This is a genomic window from Bacillus cereus group sp. BfR-BA-01310, from assembly GCF_022664325.1.
GTDB lineage: Bacteria > Bacillota > Bacilli > Bacillales > Bacillaceae_G > Bacillus_A > Bacillus_A paramycoides.
In genome coordinates this window covers 30,439-56,659 of the sequence record NZ_JAKUHD010000020.1, presented here as the reverse complement: position 1 = coordinate 56,659, position 26,221 = coordinate 30,439, and the positions used below count along the sequence as shown (strand labels likewise).

The following is a 26,221-nucleotide window of genomic DNA, read 5'->3' as shown; positions in this document are numbered from 1 at the left end:
CCAATTTCCCCATCTTCCCTACCCCTATTCTTCAAATATTTTCTTTTTACTACGTTTATGTTCATTTGTATGTTCAGATACGACTACATGTCTGTTTTGACGTAAGAAATCCTCTAAATCAAATGTAATAAACGGTTCACTTACCACTTGTGCATGTAATTGACCTTCCGCTTCTTTTCCAACTACTGTGTCTAGTAATTCATCACCGCTTAACACATCACCTAGTTTTAGTTCTTCACCTTTTGCTGATTGAATACCTGTTTTGATGTTTTCGGCCATCTTAATACCCCTCTCTATTTTAGAGATTAATTACACGTATATTATAGTTTTTGCACCAGAACCAGTTTGAAATCCTTAGAAGGAGCACTATCGTTAGTAATAAATTTCTGAATATTATAAGCTATGTTGAAAAAATTCAGTATTGATTTTTTCGACATGATTAGATAAAATGTTATATCTTAATATCATATTTTATTAATTGTGCGAGGTGAAAAGTATGCAAAATAAAGAAGAAATGATAGCGCTTGCGTTAAAGGAAGGGGTAATTATACCAAGTATAGCATTATGTTGTGAAGGTCATGAAGAGGAAAAAGGACAGACTATTTCTAACCTACCATTCGAGTATTAATTATATACCATCTATCCATAGTACTATCAAATTAATGGAAATAAGGGGATTTCTAACTTGGGTCACCTTACATGCCCATTAACTTAAGAATTCAGAATTACCCCAAAACGAAAAAATGAGCTTTTTTGTTACAAGTTTGTACAAAATTTCGTTCTGGGGGGCACTCCAAAATATTAGGTTGATGGGTATGAGGCGGTACCCCATACCCATCAAGTTGAAGATTTTGAAATACCCCCAAGTGTAAAAAAAACGTTATTTTCTAAAGTTAATGAATTCCAAAAACTTAATTTGTTTTTTTATTTCTCAGTTACTTAATTTTCACAAAAAAGACTATCTTCTTGCTTGTGCACAGGGATAGTCTTCTTAATTATTAATTAGTTGAAACAGCCTTTACAAACGGTGAAAACTTATCTTCATAGACACCTTAGCCTTTAAGTCTATATAAGTCCAACGATTATTTTTGATTTTTAATAACTACTTCAGTCACGGCAAGTGATTTTCTCGGTTTAATATTATCCATAATAGACGAACCACCAATATTTTGATGAAAATATACGCTAAGCAAATTTCTTATGTACATTCTTTTTATGTTATTAACTACATCTTTCTAAAATACTAGCTAATTCTTCATGGTTTGTTTGCATAACCCAATGCCCACCCCTTTGAATAGAATATACATCCCATTTTCTTTCCTTTGCTATTTCAGCGGATCTTTGAAAAATAGGGGCCATTGGCCAATTTGCAGGATGATCAAGAATTTCTATATATGTATGTGGGATCTCATTCACTATCGAATTATTCATTTCAATTGATTGTGTAAATGCTAATAGTGGCATAGCAACTTTTCTTTGATCTGATGCATTTCTTGGAATAATACGCCATCCATCTCCATGAACCTTTACTTCCTCTATAAAATGTGCAGACATTTCCGGTCCAGAAATATCCATTACAGAATCTCCGTTATTTGGAATCATCGCGTCAATATACACAATATTTTTAATACATTCTGGAATAACTTCTGCAACCCCCGTTATTACCATTCCAGCATAGCTATGCCCTACTAAAATAACCTCCTTTAATTTTTCATAGTGAATAACGTTCACAATATCTTGAATATATGTTTTTAATCCTACACTCGGATGTGAAAGATGCGCTCTTTCTCCAAGTCCAGTTAATGTAGGTGTATATACTTCATGCCCCTCTTTTCTCAACTGTGTTGCAACTTCCCTCCAAACATATCCACCATCCCATGCACCGTGTATAAGTATAAATGTTGCCATAATATATCTCCTCTCTAATACATTTAACATTTGATATTCCAAAAATCCATTATAATACATTTTTACAAAATTAACCTTATATGCCCCTCAACTTAAGAGATTTTAATACTCTCAAATATAAAAAACGTCATCCTTTCTGTATATTTTTACAAAAAGAATAATGTTTTTTCCGTTTTATAGATACAATCTCATTTGTTTTTCTTGGTGTTCCGCATCCCATTCACTTAAATAAGATGCATATTCTAATTCACATGGATCATCATGTAAGATAAAAATAAACTCTAATTTATTTCCATCACAATCAAGCTAAGAAAAGAAAATACCCTAAAACGAGAAAATTGACATCTCCTGATGAAAATGTACATTTTTTTGTTTTAGGGGCGTTAAAAAATTCTTAAGTTGATGGATGTGGAGTCTCGCCACATAATAAAAAGAAAGGAACATTTTGTACATATCAAATATGTTCCTACCTTTGATTTTATTGAGTTTAACATCTATGACCTAAAAATAACAAATGAAGAGCTTTTTTATATGAATAATTCCTCTTGATTAATATGCGGATCCCATGGTCAGGGCTTAGATAAGAAAAATTCTTTCATTACTCCGTAAAATCATGCAGCATGTTCTCCTATAAGGGATTCAACCGAGATACGTGTATATATCGACTGAACCCCTTATAGCAATAAAACCAGCTTACGTTATATGTAATATTGCATATTGAAATGTATTGATAAAAATGTAAGCGCTTACTATAATAAAAGCATAAAGATAAATCACATCTTAGCAACAACAAAAGAGGAGGAAATAATATGACAATCGCAATGGCAATTTTAAAATTTGTAGGTGGAGCACTTCCATTAGTTCAAGAACTTTTAAAAGCATTTATGTAAGTTTACTATTTAGCAATTATTTATAAATAATTATCATACCTTAATACGAAAAAAAGAAGGGGTTGATTTTTTGAAAATTACTAAAGGAATAAAATTCCTAACATGTTTATCAATTGGCTTATGCACTTTTAATTATTCTTCTATTTCCTTCGCTGAAACACATACAAGTAATTCAGCTGATACAACAAAAAAAGCTATTAACATAGATACTGGCATAGGGAATCTTAAGTATAATAATCAAGAGGTTTTAGCAGTAAATGGTGATAAAGTAGAGAGTTTTGTTCCGAAAGAAAGTACAAATTCAAATGGTAAGTTTGTAGTAGTTGAACGCGAGAAAAAATCACTTACAACTTCACCAGTGGATATTTCGATTATTGATTCTGTGGCTAATCGTACTTATCCAGGAGCAGTACAACTTGCAAATAAAGCTTTTGCAGATAATCAACCTAGTTTGTTAGTAGCTAAGAGAAAGCCTTTGAATATTAGTATAGACTTACCTGGCATGAGAAAAGACAATACAATTACTGTCCAAAATCCTACATATGGTAATGTGTCTGGAGCAGTAGATGAATTAGTATCTACTTGGAATGAAAAGTATTCAAAAACACATACGTTACCTGCAAGAATGCAGTATACGGAATCTATGGTGTATAGTAAATCTCAAATAGCAAGTGCTCTAAATGTTAACGCTAAATATCTTGATAATTCACTGAACATTGATTTTAATGCGATTGCAAATGGAGAGAAAAAAGTGATGGTGGCGGCATATAAGCAAATATTTTATACCGTAAGTGCAGAACTACCTAACAATCCATCAGATCTTTTTGATAATAGTGTTACTTTTGATGAGCTAACTCGTAAAGGGGTAAGTAATGCGGCTCCGCCTGTTATGGTATCAAATGTAGCTTATGGTAGAACAGTTTATGTGAAATTAGAAACATCATCTAAGAGCAAAGATGTACAAACTGCCTTTAAAGCCTTAATTAAGGGGCAAGGCGTTGAAGCGAGTGGACAGTACAAAGATATTTTTGAAGACAGTACCTTTACCGCTGTAGTATTAGGCGGAGATGCAAAAGAGCATAACAAGGTTGTTACAAAAGATTTTAATGAAATCCGAAATATCATTAAAGATAATGCAGAATTAAGTTCTAAAAATCCAGCATACCCAATTTCATATACAAGCACTTTCTTAAAAGATAACGCAACTGCTGCTGTTCATAACAATACAGATTATATTGAGACTACAACTACAGAATATTCTAGTGCTAAAATGACGCTTGATCATACTGGTGGATATGTTGCTCAATTTGATGTATCTTGGGATGAATTCTCATATGATCAAAATGGAAAAGAAGTACTAACCCATAAAACTTGGGAAGGAAACGGCAGAGACAGAACTGCTCATTTCAATACAGTCATACCACTTCCACCGAATTCAAAAAATGTAAAAGTCGTAGCAAGAGAATGTACAGGTCTTGCATGGGAATGGTGGAGAACCATTATTAATGAACAAAATGTTCCATTAACAAATGAAATTAAAGTTTCAATTGGAGGAACAACATTATATCCAAATGCTAATATTAGTCATTAATTAAAGCCTAATATATTTCCGAAGCGCCCTGTTTACAGGGCGCTTTTTTACTTGGTTGCAAGTATATCGGTGCTTTTTCAAATATACCATACTCCTCTAATTGGCCTCACCATACATGCCCATCAACTTAAGAATTAAGAATTACCTCAAAACGAAAAAAGAGCTTTTTTGCTACAAGTTAGCACAAAATTTCGTTCTGGGGGTACTATAAATTTTTAGCTTGATGGCGATGCGGCCAATTTTTTGCTTAGTAGTTCGGCTAGTAGGTGTTGTAAAAGTTGGACGGCCGCCTTATTAAATCGTTGATTCAGTCCCTCAGGACTGATGAGTACTCCTGTTGATGCTTCTAAACAGCTAGATAACTGAGTTAAAGAAGTCATAGCTACATTTTGGATCACTCATACACATAAAGCCACTAAATTTTTTGCTTGGTACTTACTGGTTCGTTGTACAAAACCAACATCTCTAGCAAGATCCCGTAAAGTATTTGGAGATAATAAACTTTGAATCTCTTGAGCAAATAGTTGTAATTCGTCAGACACAGAAACAGACATGAAAATGCCATCCTTTCCTATGATTCTATAGAAAGAATAGCGCATTTTTTCATTTGAGGGGAGAACTTTGTTTTATTTGTTTAATAGCGATTGAGTAGCACCAAAGCGTTTAAGAAAAAACTGTACAGCAGTTATTTGTTAGGTATTCTATATTTCAGTTAAAAAGAATTTTTAAAAATCAGTACGTTTATAAATTCTCACCGTTAAGAAGTAAGATCCGATAAATATAAGCATGGTAACGATTGAAGCAAGTGTAATTAGTTGATTAATAGTAAATTGTGTAGTAACGCCATATGCAAGGTCAGTAATATTTACATATGCCTCAATTGGTCTCCATAAAACAACACATACAGGGAAAATAATGCTGACAGCAGCCATCAAATATTTATTGGTGAAGCGATAGAAAAATGGTAAGTAGATAGACGTAAACAACATGACAGTAAGAACACTAACCACAATGGTCTGTGGATTTTCAATTTCAACTCCATAAGTCGGGGATGCAACTTGAATTACTGCTTGTATCAATAATGAGAATAGAACTACTAGAATCGTAAACAACACTGTACCAATATATTTTGACATAATAATTTTATTTCTACTATAAGGCAGGCTATTAATAAATTTGTGACTATTATTCTTTTCGTCGTAATAATGTAGATTTATCATATAAGAACCAGCCACCAAAACGACTATGAACCAAAAACTTCCAAACGTCCCTATAAAAAAGCATATACTAAGTAGGTAGAGTAAGATCAATAATTTTTGCAATCGAAAATCCTTTAATATTAAATTATACATATTGAACATTCCCCTTTTTTGTATAGTACATAATATCTTCTAATGTCGCTTCTTCAATTAATACATCATTGCCTAATTGTGTACGTGAACGGCTGGCGTTACTTGTGAGTGCTTCAAATCCCAGGTTTGTTTCACGAATCCCGATTAATTGTTCTCTGATTTTAGGCGTAAGCAAGGATTTATCCCCTTTTACAGTTGCATATTCTTCAGAAATACTATGTATATCTTTTTCAAACACAATCTCACCATTATGAATAAATACAATATAATCAGCAATACGATCTAAATCAGTGGTAATATGTGTGGAGAAAAAAATTGTTTTATCTTGATCAACCATTAAATCATAAAGGATGTCTAAAAGTTCTCTTCGGAATACAGGATCGAGTCCAGATGTCGGTTCATCCATAAGTATAAATTCGGCATGGTGTGAAAGTGCAAATGCTAGGGAAGTCTTCATTTTCATCCCTGTAGACATCTCTTTCATTTTTATGTTATTCGGTAACTCAAAGCGCTGTAAGTAGGATTGGAACTGATTCTCATCCCATTTTTTATACGCTGGAGCAATGAATTTTTTCAGTTGATGAATTGTCATATCTTCATAATAGATATTGTCATCGTATACGAATCCTATACGCTCTTTAATAGAAACTTGGTCCTTTTGATGATTTTTACCAAAAACTGTGATATCCCCGCTATCCTTGCTAATAAGATCCATAATAAGTTTAATTGTCGTACTTTTCCCAGCACCATTTGCGCCAATAAATCCCGTTACAAACCCCTTTTTGATGTTGAACGATGCATTTTTTAAAGAAAATCCCTTATATGTTTTTGAAACATTTTTCACTTCTACAATGTTCTCCATATTTATTCCTCCTCATAAATACGATTAATAATTTGTATTAACTCATCCCTTAATAAATGATTAGCCTTACTCTCTCGAACGATTGTACTGAACTTTTCACGTATTGGATTACTTGGTTCATCCGCTCGTTGTTTCTTTGTTTGTTTTGCAACAAACGAGCCTTTCCCTACTATAGAGTAGATGTAACCCGCTTTTTCAAGTTCTTCGTACGCTCTTTTTGAAGTAATAACACTTACCTTCAAGTCTCTTGCTAATGAACGCATAGAAGGTAACGAATCATCTACTTTCAATGTTTCATTTGATATTTGTAATATAATCTGATCAATGATTTGTTGATAAATAGGTGACTTAGACTTATTAGATAGTAAGATTTTCATGATTCAACTCCTTGCCTCTTAAATGCTTATGAACACATTATACACAATGTGTACAATATATACAATATATACATTTAGGACGATGTTAATTTTTCATATAGGATACCGTCATATTGATATAAAGGCGTTATCCTTTCCTATGATTTCTCAGAAAGAATAACGCCTTTTTCATTTTAGGGGGTATTTTGTCTTGTTAGCTTGATAGCGATGGGGTACCGCCAGCATTTCGGAAAAACCCCACGCTAAGCAAAAAATACAATAAGCTGCCCATATGGACAGCTCATTTACATAATTCTCGTTGTCGGAAGTTAAATATTCCCTTGTTTTTCTCTATATATTTTTTTTAGCAAGCTAATGTGAGCTTGATGATAACGATTATGATCAGCTATATGCCATATTCCCCATCTAATTGTCGCCTGCTTTCCATTTTCGTATGAAACAATTTGATTTAAATCATCCTCAGATAACCTTGTACATTCTAAATGAAACATCTCTTGCACTCTATCATAAGCTTTTATTAATTCATTAATAGATACATTATTTACTGAAGGAAGTTTTCCATTTGGATTAATCATTGGACCATATTCTAATTGGATATTTGTAGGTATAGGTTCATTCTTTAATCGATATACCCAGTGTAAATCTACTACTGATAAGTGTTTTAATAATTGACCTATACTGTTTTGATTTTCAGTTGGTCCTTTATAATCCAGTTCTTCTTGTGTTATATCTGATACTAATATATTTAATCTTTTGTACGTATCCTTAACTGTTGCATATAAAAGAGCAACCGTTGGATGCATTTCTTTATCTATTTCTAAATCAATCACCATGATTATTTCCCCTTTTTAACGAGATTTTACCATAAAGTTATGTTGTATATTCTATACATGTGAGATTAACATAACGTCCTATTATCGGTAGCAAGGACAACGGAGAATCCCTACTCTTACAAGGAATCCGCCTTTTTCTTTTTCTATGAATCTATTTATTTTTATATATATTCCTATCCTGACGTGGGTTTTAGAGTTCTCGCTTGTTACTGGATTAGCCGAAAAACTGTATAAAATCTTGCATGCTCTTAGCGTGGTTTTTTTCAAAATGCTGGTGGTACCCCATCGCTATCAAGCTAAAAAATGCAGATAACCCAAAACGAGAAAATTGACATCTCCAGGTGAAAATGTACATTTTTTTGTTTAGGGGACGTTATAAAATTCTTAAGTTGATGGGCATGTATGGTGACCCCTATTAGACAGAAAAGAAGAAAATCTTACATTGCAAAAACCATCCTACATAGTTACTTAATCCTCTAATCCATAATACTTCATGCTCATACCCAATCGCTACTCTCATCAATTCGCACTCTCCCATCTTCATCTAACCTTTTGAGAAGATACTCAGCACAATACATTTGCTCTTCCATTACCAGCCAATAACATATTTCATAGAACGATATTTCCGCTGCTGGTAATCTCAACATCTTAAGCACTCCCAACGCACGAGAAGCGTGCTCTTCATAAAAGTTATTTAGTAAGTCTATAGCTTTTTCTGTAAACTTTATCTCGTCTACATCCTCTAAATAGCCTTGTTCAATAAGTTTATCTTTAATGCCTGGTGCTTTGTCTATTTCTGATGGATTTCTTATGTAATCAGTAGCGTTTATTAGATAATATAGCAATTCTTTTTCTTCTAGCACAATTCATCTCCCCTTTATCCCAGTATAGCAAAAAGAAACCGTCACAAACGTAACGGCTCTTTCATTGCTTATTAGAATATTAAAGAGGAGGGACAATATTCGAGATATGTTAAACATAGGATCCATAAGAACCTTGCTGCCCTCTTTCCGACCAATTTCACGGGGAATATCTCAAACTAGTACTGTTCCTGAATCGGCTCGAAAGAGAGCAGAATGTTAAGTGACAAAAAAGTTGTTTAGTTTACAATATAGATTTAATTATAAAGATGGGGTACATCCACATCGCTATCAAGTTAAGAAATTCATTATATCCTAAAACAACAAATGAACTAGATTCCCATAGACCACTAAGAAGAGATAAAATTTTCGTTTTTGGGGTATTTGCATTTCTTACCTGGATAGCGATAAGTCTGTACTCCTACTATTTGATTTCAATTGCTGAAATTTTATTGTTCCAATCCGCAGCTAGATTAGCAATTTTACCATACCAATCAGAGTGTCTAAATAAGACTCCTTTGCCATATCCTTGAGTTGAAGTATGTTCCCACAGTGTCGTCGAATAACTTGCAGAAGGTGACGCTGTTCTTATGGAAGTTATTCTGTCATTCCAGCTAGAAGGTAAGTTTTTAAACCCATAGCTCCAAGAAAAATACTGTCCATCTTTATCATAGAAATCAGTACTACCAGGTCCGCTACCTCCCATACCTAGGGGCTTTATTTCATTTTCAAGTCTTTTTTGATCTTTTTCAATAAAAGCATCCAAAGTCTCCTTGCTCGTAAAACCATATGCCAACCAATCTCCATTTGTATTTTGTTTAGGTAGAACCATGGTTACTTTGATGTCTCCGTTGAGCTTATTATTTACTTTAGCCGTGGCATCCACATTCTTTCCATCTACAGTTACATAGTCGAAAGATTTAATCGTATTACCTTTCTCTGCACTTGCTGATATCGTTCCCAATCCTCCAGTTAATGCAAGCACAGCTGATAATGCTCCTACTACTAACTTCTTGAACATACAACCATCTCCTCTTTGCTTGGATTTTTTTGGTACAACTAAAATGTATATCGTTTTTATATTTTTGTAAATATTACAAATTTTTAGAAATATATAACAGAATATTTGCTGTTTTTTATAGCAACTAAGTTGCTTTTTATTGTTTTGGAGTGTTTATTTTCACTAGGTTGATAAGCATGTGGCGAGACCCCACATCCATCAACTTAAGCTTTTAGGCTATTCCTAAAGTTAAAAGCACGTTACTATTCTCTTATGTTAATGAGAATAGTAACGTGCTTTTTATGAATATACATCAGTTTGAAATGAACTCAATATATAATCTTTTACATTAAATCGATACTCACCTAAAAAGTTGATATGCCCCCATCCTAGTGATGAGATATGTTTTAATAGTTCTTCATTAGACTCACACTTACTTTTTAACATTTCTACAGATTTACTTCATTATACGGTGTTCCATATAATAATATAATTAATCAGAATACTCAATACACTTGCTCGTTGTATTTGATCCTGGAGAGCACGTTCAGGGAACTCTCCGTGTTATATTGAGTGGTGTTGAAGCTATGCACATGATAAATTATTTAAGTAAGATTTTAGACTATTTCTTATATGACAAAAAATGTTTAGGTATATCATATAGTTTTTTCATAATTTAATTTATTGCAAGCGTTTTCATTTATAGGAATCGTTATAATCTACATTTTTCACAAAACATTTCTTAGCATATTTAACTTTAAGCATTGGTAACAAAATCCTTATTGTTTATAGTTTTTAACTATGATTTTTTCCTATTTTTAATATATAGATTCCTAAAATAACAAGTCCTAGTCCTACAAACGGGACAGTTGGAAACTTCGTTCCTGTTGATGGCAGGTGATGCTTTTCCTTACTTGCAAGATCATTTTCCATTGTGTGCTCTTTACTTTGTATATCATAAGATTGTTTAGCACTTTCATATGTAGCATCCACTTTTTTAATTTCCAGGCCATTTGTTATTTTTTGATTCTTTATTTCTATTTCTGCTATCTCGCCAGTTTTTACTTCCATTTTTTTTATTGTAGGATCAAGTACATAACCCTCTGGAGCCTGAATTTCTTTTACAACATACGTACCAGTAGGAAGTTTATTTAATGTAGCACTCCCATTCTTAGTTGTAGTGATTTCTTGTCTAAAATCCCCATTTTCACTTACAACCTCAAACACTGCCCCTTTTAAAGCCTCTCTATTTTCTCCTACTTTCATAATTTTTAACGCCCCTAAAAACTCCCATTTTACTACTATATCTGTACTGCTTTTTTCACTCATTCTTGGTAATAAAGCAGTTGTATTTTGAATCCTTTGTTGGCCATCAAAGATAACTGCTTGTAAGCTCTGCAATTTTGCATTTACTCTTATCTTGAAATTTCCACTTGTTGCATTTTTGGGAATCATAACTTTAAATTTTTCCTCTATAGAGAATTCATTCTTGTTTTCACCTTGTTCATTTATAATTTTAGCTCCTTCTGGTGCACCCTCCATTTGAACTGAGTATACTCCAGATACTGAATTTGATTGAACTCTATATAAATTTGTTTCAAAATATTCTCCATTCTGCTCTACAGTTTGTTTTCCAGTAGGTATTACGTTCAAATATGTTTCCTGAACTTCAGTACCTGTAGAAGCTTTTTCTACCAAATGTTTTACAAGGTTATATACCTGTTGGTTTTCTGGCTTTGAATCGGCAATTTCAATTTTTTTAGATGCAATCCAGATAGCTAGTTGAGTTGCATAGTAGGCCTCCTCTTTTGTAGAAACTCCTAATTCAGCCGGCGTTTTTTGAGGATATCCATAAAGTAAGACACGATATACAAAATCATTATCTCTTCCAATTTCAGGGAGATTATCTCCGTTAGGTGAATTCAGATCAGGTGATAAACAATATGCAATATCTTTTGATGACGTTCTTAGTAAGTCTGCCTTTATCTTTACTTTAGTATCTTTGAATTTAATATAATTCCAGTTCATTTCAAACTTTTCTTGATGTATTATCTCGGCTGCTGCTTGTGGAATAGAAACCCCTAGCAATATAATGATTAAACTTATAATTCCAAACCATATTGTTAACATCCTGCGTTTCATTTCATTCCCACCATTCATCGAATTTTCAGTAAAAACCTTACACGCTGATTGTATTCGCTGTAAAAGATCATTAGTTTGATTATTCAGAAACTTATAGGTATAAAAAATGATTGTTTTATAATTTCATATTTTCTTATAATCTTTATCGTATAATCGGATTTACAATATTTATTAAAGGCACTACTTACTTAACTAAATGTACGGGCGTAAATATTATTCTATACTATTAAAAACTAATTCAAAAAATCAATTTTCAGAATTTAAATCTATGTATTTAAAAATAAATACACTTAACAATCCACCTATTAAATGAATGTTTTTTCCATTCAATTTACTTTCATAAAACACATGTCTGTATTTTCGGAATATTTAGATACATTTTGCATTTATTATATTCAGAGAATACATGGATTGCAATTCTTTTTTTTATATTATGATATTTTGTTTATTGATTCTTGTACAAGAATATACTTCTCAAAATTAAAATAATTTTAATCCTTTCCCATTCCTTTAGCTGTTTATATACATTCATGGATAGATTGAGAATCATATATACGCATGTGCGTTGTAACTTAGAAGGTGAATTTTGATTCCGGCTGTTTGGGCACATCCCCGAGAGACTGGATATACATTCTCTAAAACATTTGGTACTTAAAATACGTTGGCATCTAGGATACGAATCCGTTGAAAATAAAAGAAGAGATGGTTAGAGATTTGTGTTTGTTCACATACTTTTTGTTGTAACCAAGTTCTTTTTAAGGTTAATACACGGGAAAATCAAACTGTTTCAACAGAAACATAAGGGACACTATTTGATGCCTGGTTTGACAATTTCATTATATAACAAATATTAACAATTAAATATTTAAATTTTGTAAATTATGTGAATTAATAAAATAAAACAATTCATTGTATTTTTTATTCCCAAAAAACCCCAATGTTTTATTTCGCATAAACTACTTTAAATCAACATCGATATTTATTAAATTAACATTAAATCATAGTTATATATAAGTTAGCGTAAAAAGAACCATAACCTTGCCAAAGTGGCAAACTTATGGTTCAAATCACAACAACATCTATAAATCCAACAGTTTTACCCGCAACCACATCACCATCAACTTAAGAAATTGGTTGCTCTCCAAAACGAAAAAAATGAGTTGAATTCTCATAAATAACTGTAAAATAGTATAAATTTCGTTTTGGGGTAATTCGGAATTCTTAAGTTGATGTGCATGTAAGGTGACCCTAGTTAGAAATCTCCTTATTTTCATTAATTTGATAGTACTAGGGATAGATGGTATATAATTAATACTCGAATGGTAGGTCAGAAATAGTCTGTCCTTTTTCCTCTTCATTACCTTCACAACATAATGCTATACTTGGTATAATTACCCCTTCCTTTAACGCAAGCGCTATCATTTCTTCTTTATTTTGCATACTTTTCACCTCGCATAATTAATAAAATAACATATTAAGATAGAACGTTTTGTCTAATTATGTCGAAAAGTCGATGATAAATTTTTTTAACATGGGTTCAGCCGAGATACATATAATTTCGGGTCATATCATGTATTTTATTTCCATTATTGGATTTAAGTGTAACAAAAAGGTGTTTTACTAATAATGTTACAAATTATTTTTGATACAGTATTTTGTTACAGCTAGTTCAACGGTTAGGAGATTTCATATTTTTAAATACAAAACATAACAAAAACGAACGTTTATATTACAAATATCACTGAAAAACAACGTTTGGTAAAAAATGTATTACTATGACCTGATTTTACACGTATCTCGGCTGAACCCCAGGTTGGTACGAGAAGATTCACTTGAAAAGGAGTAGAGTGTACTTTTCCCTTATTCCCCCTTTTTGGGGGGATGGGAAAAAACACCCTAAAACATTTTGGAGAAACAACGGTTCTCACTACAGTCAAGGCGCCGGCATTACTTTGTGCATTTAACAAATTAAGAAAACAAGGATTTTATCAAAATACAATTCATTGATCATAGGCATGTAAAGAGGCGTTTTGTCAAATCTGCAGGATTTCAAAATCTTCGTCATGCTTCACGTACGATAAAAGGTATTGAAACCACTCATGCCCTATATAAACAAAGGCGAAGTCTTCAAAGAGACTCCGCCTTTTCAACGTACAATGAACTTCAACAATTACTAGCTACTTCCTAAACATTATTCCTCATTTATCAACCTGTTTAGGCTTTTTTCAAACTTTGCAATAGAACCACTTTTGCCATGTATAAGTGTATTTTGTTATTTGTTATTCACGTACGTATCAAACCATAAATGGATATATCCAGCTGTAATACGCTGTGCTTCGATTAAACGTTTTCCCGTTACCGGTGTTACCTCAGCACGCCATTTATCAGCAGAGTCTTGTGATACTGCTGCTTTTAGGAACCAACTTTTCGTATTATCATTAACAATCGATGGGAAATCAGCTTTTGCTGCAGCTGCTGATGCATGAACCCAATCTTCTGGATTTGCACTTTTCCAATTCCAATAGCCATTTCCATCTGTTACTTTATAATTGTCTTTCACTGTATCAACGAAGTTTTCATATTTTGAGTGGAAGCCAAATGGATGCGAAATGTTAGTAAAGTTTGCTGCATGCATTGGTTGGTTGACATCCCCTAAATAATGAAGTGATAATCCTAAATAAAAGAATGCATTTTTCATATCTTTATTTTGATAAGCTTCACCAGCTAATTTAAAATACTTTGCTCCCGTTTGCTTTGCTTGTTTAGCAAATGGAATATACGTTTTTTCTGAATCAGGATCATAGAAGTGTGAAGCGAATGTGGAATTATCATAGTATGGGTTTTTATAATCTGCTGAATAAATACCTTCCTCCAAATTAGTACGCCAATCATTTAATAGAGCTGTCTCATTTTGCTTTACCACAGTCGTATTTTGAGACATAATATCAATTGCTCTGTTTACAATCCATAAATGAGAACTTACTCCTTCATTATGTACAGATTCCGCTGACCATTTTAAAGCAATTGGTGGATCTTGGTGAGTATTTTCATGTGCAAATGCCACACTTTGGATAGGAGCCGTTAAAGCAATTACAGAAGCTATAGCTAAAATTTTTCTTTTCATATTTATTCCTCCATTTTATAGATAATTTAACTTTCCTTTATAGGGTTTTCTCTTCCCTTACTGTCAGACGCATTACATACTAATAAGTACAGTTATATAAAGTGGAACTTTAGTCTGCCCGCGAATAGCCGGATAAAGTTCTATGGTAAAGGTACTAATTCATAACCAGCAAGATGTGGTGGCATAGAGCTTCCCCATAGTTTATCTTGATTTGAAAATGGTTGCCCTGAAGTCTCTAGTCCGAAATATGATGTAACTCCATACTCAGAATTTTGTGGATCTGCATTGTACCAATCAGTAGGTCTTCCCATTTTATCTCTAAGATAATCAGTTTTACCTGTTATAAAAAATATTTCCTTTGAATGTTTTTCCTGAACTGTTAACGTACTTTTTGATTGGTCGCTAAAATAAATCCATCCGCGATTTCCTGCATTGATATATTTTTTAACTCCTCCTGCCTCAGCATTTGGTCCCCCAATCCACATTGACATGGTAAGTGGCGTATTATGTCTTATATATCCATCACTTTCTACCCCATCTGGATTTTCAAGATTTATAGGTGTACCATAGTACTCATTACCTTTTGTATCCTTATAAGTTTCAGCAGTACCATAATAAGATTTGTCTTTATACTGAATTGCATAATGCCAACCCGCAAACTTCTCATAAGTTACTCCAAGTCTATTCTTACCTACAGGTGCTATACGCTCAGGAATAAGGTAACCATGTACAAATTTATTTACCAATATATAATTTTTAGATGTCTGAACCGGATTCCCGTAAATATCCAGTATACGATTGTCCCCAGCTGCATAAGCAGAATTTGTAGGAAGAACAGTAACTATCAAACTAAATATTAGTGCTAAAAATGTAAATATAGACAGTTTTCTTTTCATATACATACCTTAACTTCTCCTTATTTTCACTAATGGTTTTACTATCTGTGTGCATCGTCTACTAGTAGATAAGCCCCATCCTAGCTAACAAATCTTTCATTTCTCTTTCATAAATGTTACAAAAGTCTTTCAAAGGTCTAACGTATTTGCTGATGAAACTAACAAATAAAGCAGGAAACCCGCATGTTCATTAGCTTTATAGATTATCTTTTTAGTTAGATATACAAATCATATGCAATATTGCATATCGAAATGTATTGATAATAATGTAAGCGCCTACTGCAATGAGGGTATAAAGATTCATAATATCTAAATATTCAAAAGGAGGAAATAATTATGGTGATCGCAACAGCAGTTTTAACATTCTTAGGTGGAGTACTTCCATTAGTAACAACACTTATAAAAGCATTCATGTAATATAATTCTCTGCACGTATTTGTAAAAATTATCATACAAATGATCTGTATATCAGGGATGAATTGATGTGCAGATCATTTATGTGAGCAAGTTTTAGAAAAAAAGAATCCCCAAAAAAATAAGGGATTCTTTTTTCTATTTTCGTGATTCACATTTTTTTGCTTATGTAAATGAAAAAAACCTCAGAAAATTTGAAGGATGTTTCATTTCTAGATACATGGGTTGCTGACAAAAAAATCTTTCAACCGCATTATTTCTTTTCTAGTGTAACGGGAAGAGTAAACCAAAATTCACATCCCTGTTTCCCATCTTGACGGTCCTGAACACCAATTTGTCCTTTATGCATTTCAACTAGCGATTTTGCAATGGCTAAACCAAGTCCAGAACCTCCAGATTGTGAACTTCTTGATGGGTCTGTTCTGAAAAAGCGTTCAAATATACGTAATTGATCATCGTAGGAAATACCTTCCCCTTCATCACGCAAGGTGAATTGAACTTGCTGCTTCTGTTTATTTTCCTCAACAATTAATTCGATAGTTCCACCTATAGGAGAATGCCGAATCGCATTATGCAACAAATTATTGATAACTCGTGCTATTTTACATGGCATAATCCAAAGTCTTGGTAATGTCTCAGAAACGTACAATTGCAAATCAATCTCTTTATCTTGCAATAAGATAGCATGTGAATCTATTACTTTTAATAGAATGCTATCTACATGTATTAAACTTGGATGAAAAACTTCTTGTCCAAGTTCTAACTTAGAAAGGTCAAACAAATTATTAATTAATCCACTTAATCGTTGTATATCATTTAGGATTGTCGTTAAATATTGTTGTTTCATATCAGGGTCTTCAATTAAACCATCTTGTAACGCTTCTACCATCAATTGTATACTAGCCATAGGAGTTCGTAAGTCATGGGAAATATTCGCAATCAGCTCTGTACGTGCTTTTTCTCCTTTTTCTAACTTAGCAAAGCTTTCGTCTAGTTTTTGGGCCATTTCTTGAAAAGCTGTCGCTAATTCTTTAAACTCTTCCGGTTCTTTCCCTATTATGTACATCGTCCCAAATTGTCTATCACTAAATTGTTTGGTTAAGGCGATTAAATTTTGAATAGATCTCATAATAGGACGTGTCATTAGCCAGTAAATAATCGTAGAGATAATCATGGCTACAATTACAATTACTATTAATAACCGTGTCTGTTCTGGTCTAAGTAACATTTGCCTTTCACTATACCATATAGAAATTACCATGATACCCGTGCTTAATAGATTCATCAATAAAAGTTGATTTCGTAACTTCACTTATCATTTCCTCCATCTGATTCGAAGCAATAACCGATGCCCCAAACTGTATGAATCCAACGGTTCTTTGTTGCATGCTTCTCCAACTTTTCACGTAAACGACTCATTAATACAGTTACTGTATTTGTACATCCTTCATACTCAAATCCCCAAATTTGTTCAAGAAGTTGAGACCGTGAAAACACCTGTTTAGGATGTTTTGCCATGAGATACAGCACATCAAACTCTTTCACCGTTAGCTCTATTTCATATTGACAAACAAATACACGTCTTTTCGTTGGATCAATTTTCAAATCTAGAAACTCTATCATTCCTGATGCAGGCTCTATTCCTTGAATTGTTACTTGACTTCCTCTTCTTAATATAATTTGTACCCTCAATACTAATTCACGAGGTGAAAAGGGTTTTGTTACATAATCATCCGCTCCCATTGTTAATCCTAAAATCCGCTCTCTTTCTTCTCCTCTCGCGGTTAACATAATAATAGGTACATTAGAATGTTGGCGAATTTCCTCACATAGTTCCCATCCATCTTTTCCCGGCATCATCAAATCTAAAATAATTAGATCTGGTTGGTATTGTTGAAATACATTCCATCCTTCTGTTCCGTTCACAGCAGTGTATACTTCATACCCTTCTCTTTCTAAGTACCGTTTACATATCTCTCGTATATTATCTTCATCTTCTATAATTGCAATTCTTGTTTTCATACATTACATCTCCTCTGTTCCTTCATCAATAACGAAAGATATTTTTCTCGTATTCACTTATTATATATTCGTAAGTTTATCTTAGTTTATATTCCTTTCATTTTTCTTTCAAAAATATAACAAAACCCTTTCATAAATATCATGAAAAATTCTCACTTAAGAAGGGGTCTGTGTAGCAATGGAACCAAATCACGCTATAAGCATTAGCGGACATTAGAAATGATAAATAGATATGGTGAAAACAAGAGAAAAGACATAAAATTCATTTTAATTAGAAAAGATAAAATAATTATCTGAGGCTTTACCCATTCACTCAAATTGGGGAACAATTCATTTCTTAAGTTGATGGGCATGGGGTACCGCCAGCATTTTGGAAAAACCCCATGCTAAGCAAAAAATACAATAAGCTGCCCATATAGGCAGCTCACTTACATAATTATCGTTCTCGAAGAAGAAAAGGCACCGTAATGAGTGCCTTTTCTTGGCTTATAGCTTTATTTTTTAATTAGATCGAAAATGCAATAAGATAAATAATCATTAAGTGATTTGAAGCTATGGAATTACTATAATCAGGTTCTTTGTAATCATATAGATCAACATTATCATAACTGTGTGGATCTAATAGAGTAATAGTTGCTATCTCCACATGCTAGGGGAATTAAACTGAACCTAATTTTTTACTTAGATGTAAGAGCAACTAAAACATCTACTGGATAATCAACTGATTCTTTCACTTTATATTCATGCATATTTCCCTTACCTAAAGCATTGAATAACTTATTCAAATGATCATTAGCAGTTGTATCAGAAATCCATTTTTGTAATCCTGCTCCTGGAACAACTGAATAATTTGCTACTTGTTGATATAATGCCGTTCTATATTGATCATATGCATAATCAGATTTTGGATTAAAATCAAATGTCTTAGTAACTGTATTTTCTTGTGAAATTGTATTTTGATAACCAAAACTCCAAGTTAATGAAGCTGACACTTTAAACACATCTCCAAAACCTGCTTCCATCCCAATCGTTTGTGATAATCCTACAGATATATTATGAGAAACACCACTTGTAACAGCTTTACTCCAGTGATAACCGGAATTTTTATCTACTACATTTGAATCAATTAATTTCCAATCTAGTTTTTTCTTTAATTTCGTATCCGCTGCTGCTGGATCTGTTTTAGGAATCGCTACTGAATATAGCACATCTCCTTTATTTCCTGATATTGAAGAAATTTTTTGACCAGGTTCAACCCAAGTTCCATCGGGTTTTACAACCTTATATCCTGTTAAATTTATTTCATCTCCTGATGTATTATTCCCTCCAGCAACAACATCTACATATACATAATCAATTAACTTTCCATCTTCTGTAGAAATATGCCATTGACCAGGAAACTCTTCATAAGGACCCGTAGGAATATAAGGAAGTTGCGTACCATTTTGAGCAACTTGCGCTGCTGACATAGGTGCTTTTCCTTCTTGAGCACTAATTAATACTGGAAGATTTCCTACGTTTGTAGTATTCGTATCTGCTGAAGAAAATCCTGGTGCTACAAATAAAGCTGTACTTAATACAAATGCTGCGGGAATAATCTTTTTCATACGTTTCATGTTATCTCTCCTCTTCTCTGATTACTTCTACAAGATTACAAGTGATGAAATTTTACTGTACATTGCTTATACTTTTACGGTGGAATAAAATAAAATCACTATTTCGATGTAGAAACATAGAATGCTTTTTTTCAAATGTAATAATTTTATGCTTCTAAATTCCTTTAAAATAACTGAGTATTTAGATAATTCAAAGCGACATAATGTTACCTGCAACTTTACTGCACGTTTATTAGTGTAATCTTCTCCTCCCCTAAGTGGTCATACCAATTACACCTTTATTAAAACATTAAATTTTTAATGCGTAAATAGTAGAATTTTGTCGATTACATTCAATATTTTAGTTATTACGTATTAACAAGAGTGGAAATATTATACTTCTAAAATTATTGTTTAATATCATTTAAGCAATTATAATAGTTACAACTTGATATATCCGCTTAAAAAAATAACTATTTCACACTATTGAAAATATTAAAGATAACTTAAGTATTTTCAATATAATTTAATCACGCTCTGTATATCAATTCCCTTTATTTGGATATGTAAAATTACATATCTGTACGAAGATTTAAATAAGATGTGTTCTTATAAGTAACTAGCTGTAGCGAAAGAAAATTTTTTGTTTAGGTTCTACTTAAAACTCTTGACTTCATGGGAGAGGGTACCACACATCCATCAACTTAAGGATTTAGACTATTCTTGGGGTACGGAATACGGAAACGATTCATATATTGCTCCCTCCGCATCTGTAAAAAATAGAATTTCTATATCTGTTTTACTTTTAAGAATTAGAAATATTAAGCATCCATTCGGGTGCTTTTTATTTTACAAAGAAAAAAGCCCTGGATAGGGCTATATGATTTTCTTCATACCGCATTGACGACATTCTCTTAAAAAGATGAAATCTTTAACGGAACTTTTAAATGAGGTATTGCCTCAATTATCACAGCGACCGCTAATTTTATCGGGGAACTCTTTGTATTCGTATATTTTGGGGTAGCACCAACATTTCGTGGATTTCATACGCTTAGAGTTTCCTGTCCATACCTTACTAATTTGTAAGCTTTTTGTCATGTATTTAAATAGTACTAACTTATACAAGGGGATTATAATACTGACTATACAGCAATTATTATGTATTAAATAAACTTACAAATGGAGAAATTGAAATGAAAAAATATATTTTAGCTTTAATACTATTTATTTTAGGAGTCGGATGTTTAGTTAGCTTTAATACGATTGGATCTAAAGTCACACCGGATGGTACTCTTGTAGAACCATTTTATTTACTACCAATTGGTTATTCATTGATAGCTACCGGTATCATTAGTCTTTTTGTAAGTAAAATGAAAAAAGTTAATAGATAAAGAAAAAAAGAATCTTATCTTAAGTAAGGTTCTTTTTTTATGAGGTATCGTTTTGAAAATAAGCTTAGCGTACAAATTTTTCGAAATGTTAGCGGTACCCCATATAGAGATTTCAAAGACTTTAAAATCAATGAAAGACTTTTGTAACATTTACGAAAGGAAATTGAAAGATGTTTATAATAAGATAATTTTATCAAAGGTGATTTTATTCCACATTAAAAGTATAAACAATTTATAGTATAATCCTATTTTTGTAATCTTGTAGGAATAATAAAAAAGAGGAGAAATAGTATGAAACGTATGAAAAAAATAATTCCCGCAGCATTTGTATTAAGTACAGCTTTATTTGTAGCACCAGGATTTTCTTCAGCAGATACGAATACCACAAACGTAGGAAGTGCTCCAGTAGTAATTAGTGCTCAAGAAGGAAAAGCACCTATGACAGCAGCTCAGGTTGCTAAAAATGGTACGCAACTTCCTTACATTCCTACAGGACCTTATGAAGAATTTCCTAATGAATGGCATGTGTCAACAGAAGATGGAAAGTTAATTGATTATGTATATGTAGATAAAGTTGCTAAGTCTAATGGGGCAAGAGTTTATGGAATAACAGGTAATGCTAATGATAAATATAAGATTATAAAAGCTGATGGTACTTGGCTTAAAGATGGAGAGAGTTATGAGAAAACTGGAAATAAAGGCGACGTATTATATACAATAGCAATTCCTAAAACTGATCCAATTTTAGAAGATACTAAATTGAAAAAAGAAGTGAATTGGAAATTAATTGATTCAAATGTAGTCGATAAAAATTCAGGTTATCATTGGAGCAAAGCGGTTACAAGTGGTATTTCGCATAATTTAACTGTAGGATTATCATATACAATTGGTATGGAAGTGGGTCTTGAGGGAGTTGCAAAAGTAAACCAATCATTAACTGCAAGTTTTGGTTATGGTGTTACTCTAAATTCAGAAAGTACCGTTACAAAAACATTTGACTTTAATCCAAAGCCTGCTGATTATGCATATGATCAATATAGAACTGCATTATATCAACAGGTAGCAACATATTCAATTGTTCCAGGAGAAAAATTGCAAAAATGGATGTCTGAACAAAGCGGTGTTTGGGATAATCTTTTTGGTCAACTTGGTGATCAATTTGGTGATCAATTTGGTGATCAATTTAAGGATCTTAAAAGTCCGACAGAATATAAAGTGAAAACCTCCGTTGACTATCCAGTAGATGTTTTAGTTGCACTTACTTCAAAATAATGTTAAAGCTAGCAAAATGCTAGCTTTTTAATATCTCACCTATATGGTGTCTCCATACATGCCCCTTAAAGGGCATGCGGTGCTAGCCCTATATTCAGTTTCGTTAAATTCGTGTGGTTTACCCCTACACAACTAACCGGTACTCACACCAAAAAACAAGGGAGTAAATCTTTATTTCTAATGTAAATCCATAATTACATTTACATTAAAAATATGTGAAACGTATTTCTTATAAAGGTCTAATTTTATTAAAAAAACAGCAAATATATCATATATTTTTTGATATATTGAACTATAAATTAATTTGTAGAGCGAGGTACAAACGATTGAATAAACGACGTATTTTTATTGGTACTGTAATGAGCAGTATTTTGTTATTATCAGCATGCGGTAATTCAGAAAATATTGCTACATCTAAATCAGGAAATTTAACAAAAGAAGAGTTTAATAAAGATTTGAAAGAAAAAGCTGGAAAGCTTGTTCTACAGCAAGCGATGCTGGATAAAATTTTGCTTGATAAATATAAAGTTTCAGATGATGAAGCAAAGAAAAAAGTTGAAGAAGTAAAAAAACAGATGGGAGATAATTTTAAAACGTATTTAATACAAACAGGTGTTAAAAATGAAGATGAACTTAAAAATAAATTAAAAACACAAATAGCTTTTGAAAAAGCTGTTAAAGCATCAGTGACAGAAAAAGAAATAAAAGATTATTATAAACCAAAATTAAAAGCAAGCCATATTTTAGTGAAAGAAGAAAAAACAGCGAAGGAAATTAAAGAAAAGTTAAATAATGGAGAAGATTTTGCTGCATTAGCAAAACAATATTCGGAGGATCCTGGTTCAAAAGAAAAAGGTGGGGAATTATCAGAGTTTGGTCCAGGTAAAAATGATCCTAAGTTTGAAGAAGCTGCTTATAAATTAGAAGTTGGACAGGTGAGCGATCCAGTAAAATCGTCTCATGGCTATCATATTATTAAATTAACAGAGAAAAAAGAGTTGAAACCTTTTGATCAAGAAAAAGATAATATTCGTAAGGAATTAGAAACAAAACGTTTACAAGATCAACAATGGCAACAACAATTTTTTAAAGATTTATTTAAAAAAGCTGATATAAAAGTAACGGATAAAGACTTAAAAGATACTTTCAAAGAATTTGAAAAATAAGGATATGTATACAAAAAAAGAACCTTAAGGTTCTTTTTTTGTATACATATCCTTTAATTAATGAAATAAAATTTACTTACTTGCCTTAAAAATAAGAGTGTTTATTTCTTTTGTAAGATAAGGGGTATCGCCCATTGCTATCAACCTAATAAACCAAGTCACCCCAAATAGACAATTTTATAAATTTAATCCTATTTTCACTTCTAATAACAGCTTATTTAACTCAGATTTTTCGTCTGGATTATCCTCTATAATAGCCGACACTCTTTTAATCAAATAATTATAAAATTCATTAAAAGTTAAATAGACTTGAGTATCTCTATCAGCAGCAGGATAGTCCATTTCTAATATCACATGAGAATCATCTATGGGCTTCGAAAGCTGTGCTAAATCAAAATCATCAAAATCATCAAAATCATATTTAAAAAGAACTGCTACAAATTCTTCTCCATATCCCCTTTTTTGAGAAAAGCATCTTAAAGCTTTCTTAAATTGTTCGTCACTTACTACTGAAAAATACGTCAACATTAATTTATCAATTGTTGGTTTATCAGTAACAATAATATACTCACTCATTATTTTCCTCCTAAAAATCTAAAGTTAGTTTAACATTGGTTAAATCATGAACGAGCCCTAAAAACAAAATCACTTATTTCTTATTGAACTAAAGCCCCTTTAGTTCAATAAAAAATGATGGCACCCCTTTTGATAGTATCTATCGCACTTGATCTCCTATTGAAAAATATTAATGGGGATAGGAGCATTAAATGAAATTAAAATAACATACTTTTTCAATTACTAGGGAGAGAATTAATAAAATCAATCACGATTTTTCAGCTTATGTATCGAAAACATTTTTCTTTAATGTTAGTGTTACCTTACCTAATTTAACGACTCCCACAATTATAGAGAGCAAAGGTATTAAAAATAAGAGATGTCCTATTCCTGGAGCAAATAATGTTACCGTGGACAAAGGACCAAATAATTTAGGAAATCCAATTAAAATAATCAATGGCAGCAGCCAGTTAAATACTAATATAGACAACCCATTTAGAATCCTACGGAATGTTGTTACTTTACGATTTTTAGGTTTGAAAATTCTGTAAGCTGAACAAACAATTAAAGCAACTATTGCCAGTAAAATCAAATCAATAATTACATATTTCATAAATGGATTGCTATCAGATACAGAAGGTTCTTCATTATGTACCAGCTCGTTTATCCCGCTTATGATGGCATCATATTCATTAAGATTAAGATAATCCATTGAATTGATCTGCAAGCTAATGCCATACTCCCCATCTAGCACAACTTTTGAGTATGTGTTTTCTGTCCATCCATTATGGGAGATTCCTTCACTATTCACTTCCCATCCCATTGCATAGTAGGTATCATTCCCCATGAGTGCTGATGGATAATGCATTGTGGTCATTGCATTCGCTGATAAAATACTTTTTCCTTTGAATTCTCCCTGATTCAATTGTACGATCATGTAATTTGCCATATCCTCCGCACTGGAAATAAGGTAACCTGAAGAAACAGTTCCTTCATGGATTAATTGCTTTGTCGGCACCTTTAATCCAAATACAGTTTGGTATCCAGTCGCAATTGCATTGTTTGTATCATCTTTTGGGTTAACATAACTATTGTTCATTTCAAGCGGTTTGAATATGAATTCATTGATATACTCTTTATACGATTTATTCGTAACCTCCTCGATGATTAAGCCTAAAATGTTATAATTTAAATTCGAGTATTGATATTGTTCGCCCACAGAATATGTTAATTCTGTATTTGCCAAGCTTTTAATATGTTCTTTTAATGTTTTATTCCCTTGTGATATAGATACTTGACCATCATTTGTAGAAAGACCGCTTGTATGATTTAGTAAATGTTGAATTGTGACTTTTGCAGATGCTTTTTCATCTGCAATTTGAAACCAAGGTATGTAGGATTGCACCGGTTCTTCTAGGGCAACTTTTCCCTTTTCCACTAACTGCATAATGGCAAGAGCCGTGAACGATTTAGTAGTCGAACCAAGAACAATTGGCGTTTGCGATGTCATTTTTGTCCCATCTGGATTTGAAACACCATATCCTTGTATATATTCCACTTGATCTCCCTTTACGATAGCCAATGATGCACCAGGAATGTTCAGTCTCTCTATCTCATTTGTCATAAACTTATCAATCTTAGAAATATCAAGACTACCATTTGTAGATTCGTTATCGTTTGCAAATACAACTCCGTTAACACTTATCATTAGCATTAGTATGGCGATTACGAACATCTTGCCGATTGTAAATTGCCTTTTCCTCATAATCTGTTTTTCTCTGATTTCATTCCCACATGTAGAACATTTAAGTTTTTCTTGCTTAACAAAGTTTATCATTTCAGTCTCCTTGTCTACCTTGTTATTTAAATACCTACACCCATACAAACTACTTCTTTGTTCAACCAAAAAAATTAACTGCAACTTTAGATTAAGATAATCCTTCACAAAATCTACGCTAATATTAACATAAA

The 26,221-nt window shown here is 32.4% G+C and carries 22 protein-coding genes and 6 pseudogenes; 6 read left to right on the top strand and 22 right to left on the bottom strand.

Annotated features, from left to right (window positions below):
* Window positions 1–24: 24 nt before the first annotated feature.
* On the bottom strand, window positions 25–279 hold the full coding sequence (locus MR109_RS24525) for a hypothetical protein (RefSeq protein WP_098790338.1): 255 nt from the start codon (window positions 277–279) through the stop codon (window positions 25–27).
* A gap of 217 nt (window positions 280–496) precedes the next feature.
* Between MR109_RS24525 and MR109_RS30110 the strand changes: the two genes are divergently transcribed.
* A complete protein-coding gene (locus MR109_RS30110) occupies window positions 497–628 on the top strand; it encodes a hypothetical protein (RefSeq protein WP_277931090.1) in 132 nt (43 codons plus the stop codon).
* 593 nt (window positions 629–1,221) lie between these two features.
* Here MR109_RS30110 and MR109_RS24520 read toward each other — a convergent pair.
* Both MR109_RS24520 and MR109_RS30465 read right to left on the bottom strand, forming a co-directional pair.
* Window positions 1,222–1,908 carry an alpha/beta fold hydrolase gene (locus MR109_RS24520; RefSeq protein ID WP_025151331.1) on the bottom strand — a complete coding sequence of 229 codons (687 nt, stop codon included), beginning with the start codon at window positions 1,906–1,908 and terminating at the stop codon, window positions 1,222–1,224.
* A gap of 174 nt (window positions 1,909–2,082) precedes the next feature.
* Window positions 2,083–2,214 (bottom strand): annotated as a pseudogene (locus MR109_RS30465) (VOC family protein); the annotation flags it as partial.
* A 627-nt stretch (window positions 2,215–2,841) separates the two neighbouring features.
* Here MR109_RS30465 and MR109_RS24515 point away from each other — a divergent pair.
* Entirely contained in the window at window positions 2,842–4,389 is a 1,548-nt protein-coding gene (locus tag MR109_RS24515) for a thiol-activated cytolysin family protein (protein WP_374202581.1), read from the top strand.
* A gap of 227 nt (window positions 4,390–4,616) precedes the next feature.
* Here MR109_RS24515 and MR109_RS24510 read toward each other — a convergent pair.
* The 11 genes and pseudogenes from MR109_RS24510 to MR109_RS30105 all read right to left on the bottom strand — a co-directional run.
* Window positions 4,617–4,943 (bottom strand): annotated as a pseudogene (locus MR109_RS24510) (IS4 family transposase); the annotation flags it as partial.
* Between the two features lie 171 nt (window positions 4,944–5,114).
* Window positions 5,115–5,741, bottom strand: a complete 627-nt coding sequence (locus MR109_RS24505; RefSeq protein WP_242274170.1) for an ABC-2 transporter permease — start codon at window positions 5,739–5,741, stop codon at window positions 5,115–5,117.
* A complete protein-coding gene (locus MR109_RS24500) occupies window positions 5,734–6,603 on the bottom strand; it encodes an ABC transporter ATP-binding protein (RefSeq protein WP_242274169.1) in 870 nt (289 codons plus the stop codon). Before MR109_RS24500 ends, MR109_RS24505 begins: the two co-directional genes overlap by 8 nt.
* A 2-nt stretch (window positions 6,604–6,605) precedes the next feature.
* Window positions 6,606–6,980, bottom strand: a complete 375-nt coding sequence (locus MR109_RS24495) for a GntR family transcriptional regulator (protein WP_242274168.1) — start codon at window positions 6,978–6,980, stop codon at window positions 6,606–6,608.
* Between the two features lie 308 nt (window positions 6,981–7,288).
* Window positions 7,289–7,810, bottom strand: a complete 522-nt coding sequence (locus MR109_RS24490; protein ID WP_242274174.1) for a DinB family protein — start codon at window positions 7,808–7,810, stop codon at window positions 7,289–7,291.
* A 500-nt stretch (window positions 7,811–8,310) separates the two neighbouring features.
* Window positions 8,311–8,676, bottom strand: a complete 366-nt coding sequence (locus MR109_RS24485; RefSeq protein WP_242274167.1) for a hypothetical protein — start codon at window positions 8,674–8,676, stop codon at window positions 8,311–8,313.
* A 421-nt stretch (window positions 8,677–9,097) separates the two neighbouring features.
* Window positions 9,098–9,694, bottom strand: coding sequence for a hypothetical protein (locus MR109_RS24480; protein WP_242274166.1), 597 nt, complete (start codon window positions 9,692–9,694; stop codon window positions 9,098–9,100).
* A 279-nt stretch (window positions 9,695–9,973) separates the two neighbouring features.
* Window positions 9,974–10,237, bottom strand: a pseudogene (locus MR109_RS24475) (Tn3 family transposase); the annotation flags it as partial.
* Between the two features lie 231 nt (window positions 10,238–10,468).
* On the bottom strand, window positions 10,469–11,815 hold the full coding sequence (locus tag MR109_RS24470; protein WP_242274165.1) for a SpaA isopeptide-forming pilin-related protein: 1,347 nt from the start codon (window positions 11,813–11,815) through the stop codon (window positions 10,469–10,471).
* 555 nt (window positions 11,816–12,370) lie between these two features.
* Window positions 12,371–12,583, bottom strand: a pseudogene (locus tag MR109_RS24465) (IS4 family transposase); the annotation flags it as partial.
* 540 nt (window positions 12,584–13,123) lie between these two features.
* Entirely contained in the window at window positions 13,124–13,255 is a 132-nt protein-coding gene (locus MR109_RS30105; protein ID WP_257145239.1) for a hypothetical protein, read from the bottom strand.
* Between the two features lie 447 nt (window positions 13,256–13,702).
* Here MR109_RS30105 and MR109_RS24460 point away from each other — a divergent pair.
* Window positions 13,703–14,003 (top strand): annotated as a pseudogene (locus MR109_RS24460) (DDE-type integrase/transposase/recombinase); the annotation flags it as partial.
* 84 nt (window positions 14,004–14,087) lie between these two features.
* On the opposite strand, the gene MR109_RS24455 reads toward MR109_RS24460, so the two are convergent.
* From MR109_RS24455 to MR109_RS30460, 6 genes and pseudogenes are all read right to left on the bottom strand, one after another.
* On the bottom strand, window positions 14,088–14,939 hold the full coding sequence (locus MR109_RS24455) for a phospholipase C (RefSeq protein WP_048374343.1): 852 nt from the start codon (window positions 14,937–14,939) through the stop codon (window positions 14,088–14,090).
* Between the two features lie 140 nt (window positions 14,940–15,079).
* The gene (locus MR109_RS24450; RefSeq protein ID WP_048374344.1) at window positions 15,080–15,841 is read right to left on the bottom strand and encodes a hypothetical protein; all 762 of its coding nucleotides are present in this window, start codon (window positions 15,839–15,841) and stop codon (window positions 15,080–15,082) included.
* Window positions 15,842–16,502: 661 nt separating this feature from the next.
* The gene (locus MR109_RS24445) at window positions 16,503–17,561 is read right to left on the bottom strand and encodes a sensor histidine kinase (protein WP_098308765.1); all 1,059 of its coding nucleotides are present in this window, start codon (window positions 17,559–17,561) and stop codon (window positions 16,503–16,505) included.
* Window positions 17,558–18,271, bottom strand: a complete 714-nt coding sequence (locus MR109_RS24440; protein WP_242274164.1) for a response regulator transcription factor — start codon at window positions 18,269–18,271, stop codon at window positions 17,558–17,560. The genes MR109_RS24445 and MR109_RS24440 overlap by 4 nt, the downstream gene beginning before the upstream one ends.
* A 677-nt stretch (window positions 18,272–18,948) precedes the next feature.
* Window positions 18,949–19,887, bottom strand: a complete 939-nt coding sequence (locus MR109_RS24435; protein ID WP_242274163.1) for a hypothetical protein — start codon at window positions 19,885–19,887, stop codon at window positions 18,949–18,951.
* A gap of 855 nt (window positions 19,888–20,742) precedes the next feature.
* A pseudogene (locus MR109_RS30460) lies at window positions 20,743–20,913 on the bottom strand (DUF8096 family protein).
* A 146-nt stretch (window positions 20,914–21,059) separates the two neighbouring features.
* Here MR109_RS30460 and MR109_RS24430 point away from each other — a divergent pair.
* The 3 genes from MR109_RS24430 to MR109_RS24420 all read left to right on the top strand — a co-directional run bounded on the left by MR109_RS24430 (window position 21,060) and on the right by MR109_RS24420 (window position 23,695).
* Window positions 21,060–21,257, top strand: a complete 198-nt coding sequence (locus MR109_RS24430) for a DUF3955 domain-containing protein (protein WP_242274161.1) — start codon at window positions 21,060–21,062, stop codon at window positions 21,255–21,257.
* A gap of 291 nt (window positions 21,258–21,548) precedes the next feature.
* A complete protein-coding gene (locus tag MR109_RS24425; protein WP_242274160.1) occupies window positions 21,549–22,529 on the top strand; it encodes a hypothetical protein in 981 nt (326 codons plus the stop codon).
* 326 nt (window positions 22,530–22,855) lie between these two features.
* A complete protein-coding gene (locus MR109_RS24420; protein WP_242274172.1) occupies window positions 22,856–23,695 on the top strand; it encodes a peptidylprolyl isomerase in 840 nt (279 codons plus the stop codon).
* 177 nt (window positions 23,696–23,872) lie between these two features.
* Here the strand turns inward: MR109_RS24420 and MR109_RS24415 are convergent, their stop codons facing one another.
* Together MR109_RS24415 and MR109_RS24410 are read right to left on the bottom strand one after the other, a co-directional pair.
* A complete protein-coding gene (locus MR109_RS24415) occupies window positions 23,873–24,271 on the bottom strand; it encodes a hypothetical protein (RefSeq protein WP_242274158.1) in 399 nt (132 codons plus the stop codon).
* A 262-nt stretch (window positions 24,272–24,533) separates the two neighbouring features.
* Window positions 24,534–26,087, bottom strand: coding sequence for a serine hydrolase domain-containing protein (locus MR109_RS24410; protein WP_242274157.1), 1,554 nt, complete (start codon window positions 26,085–26,087; stop codon window positions 24,534–24,536).
* Between the last annotated feature and the right edge of the window lie 134 nt (window positions 26,088–26,221).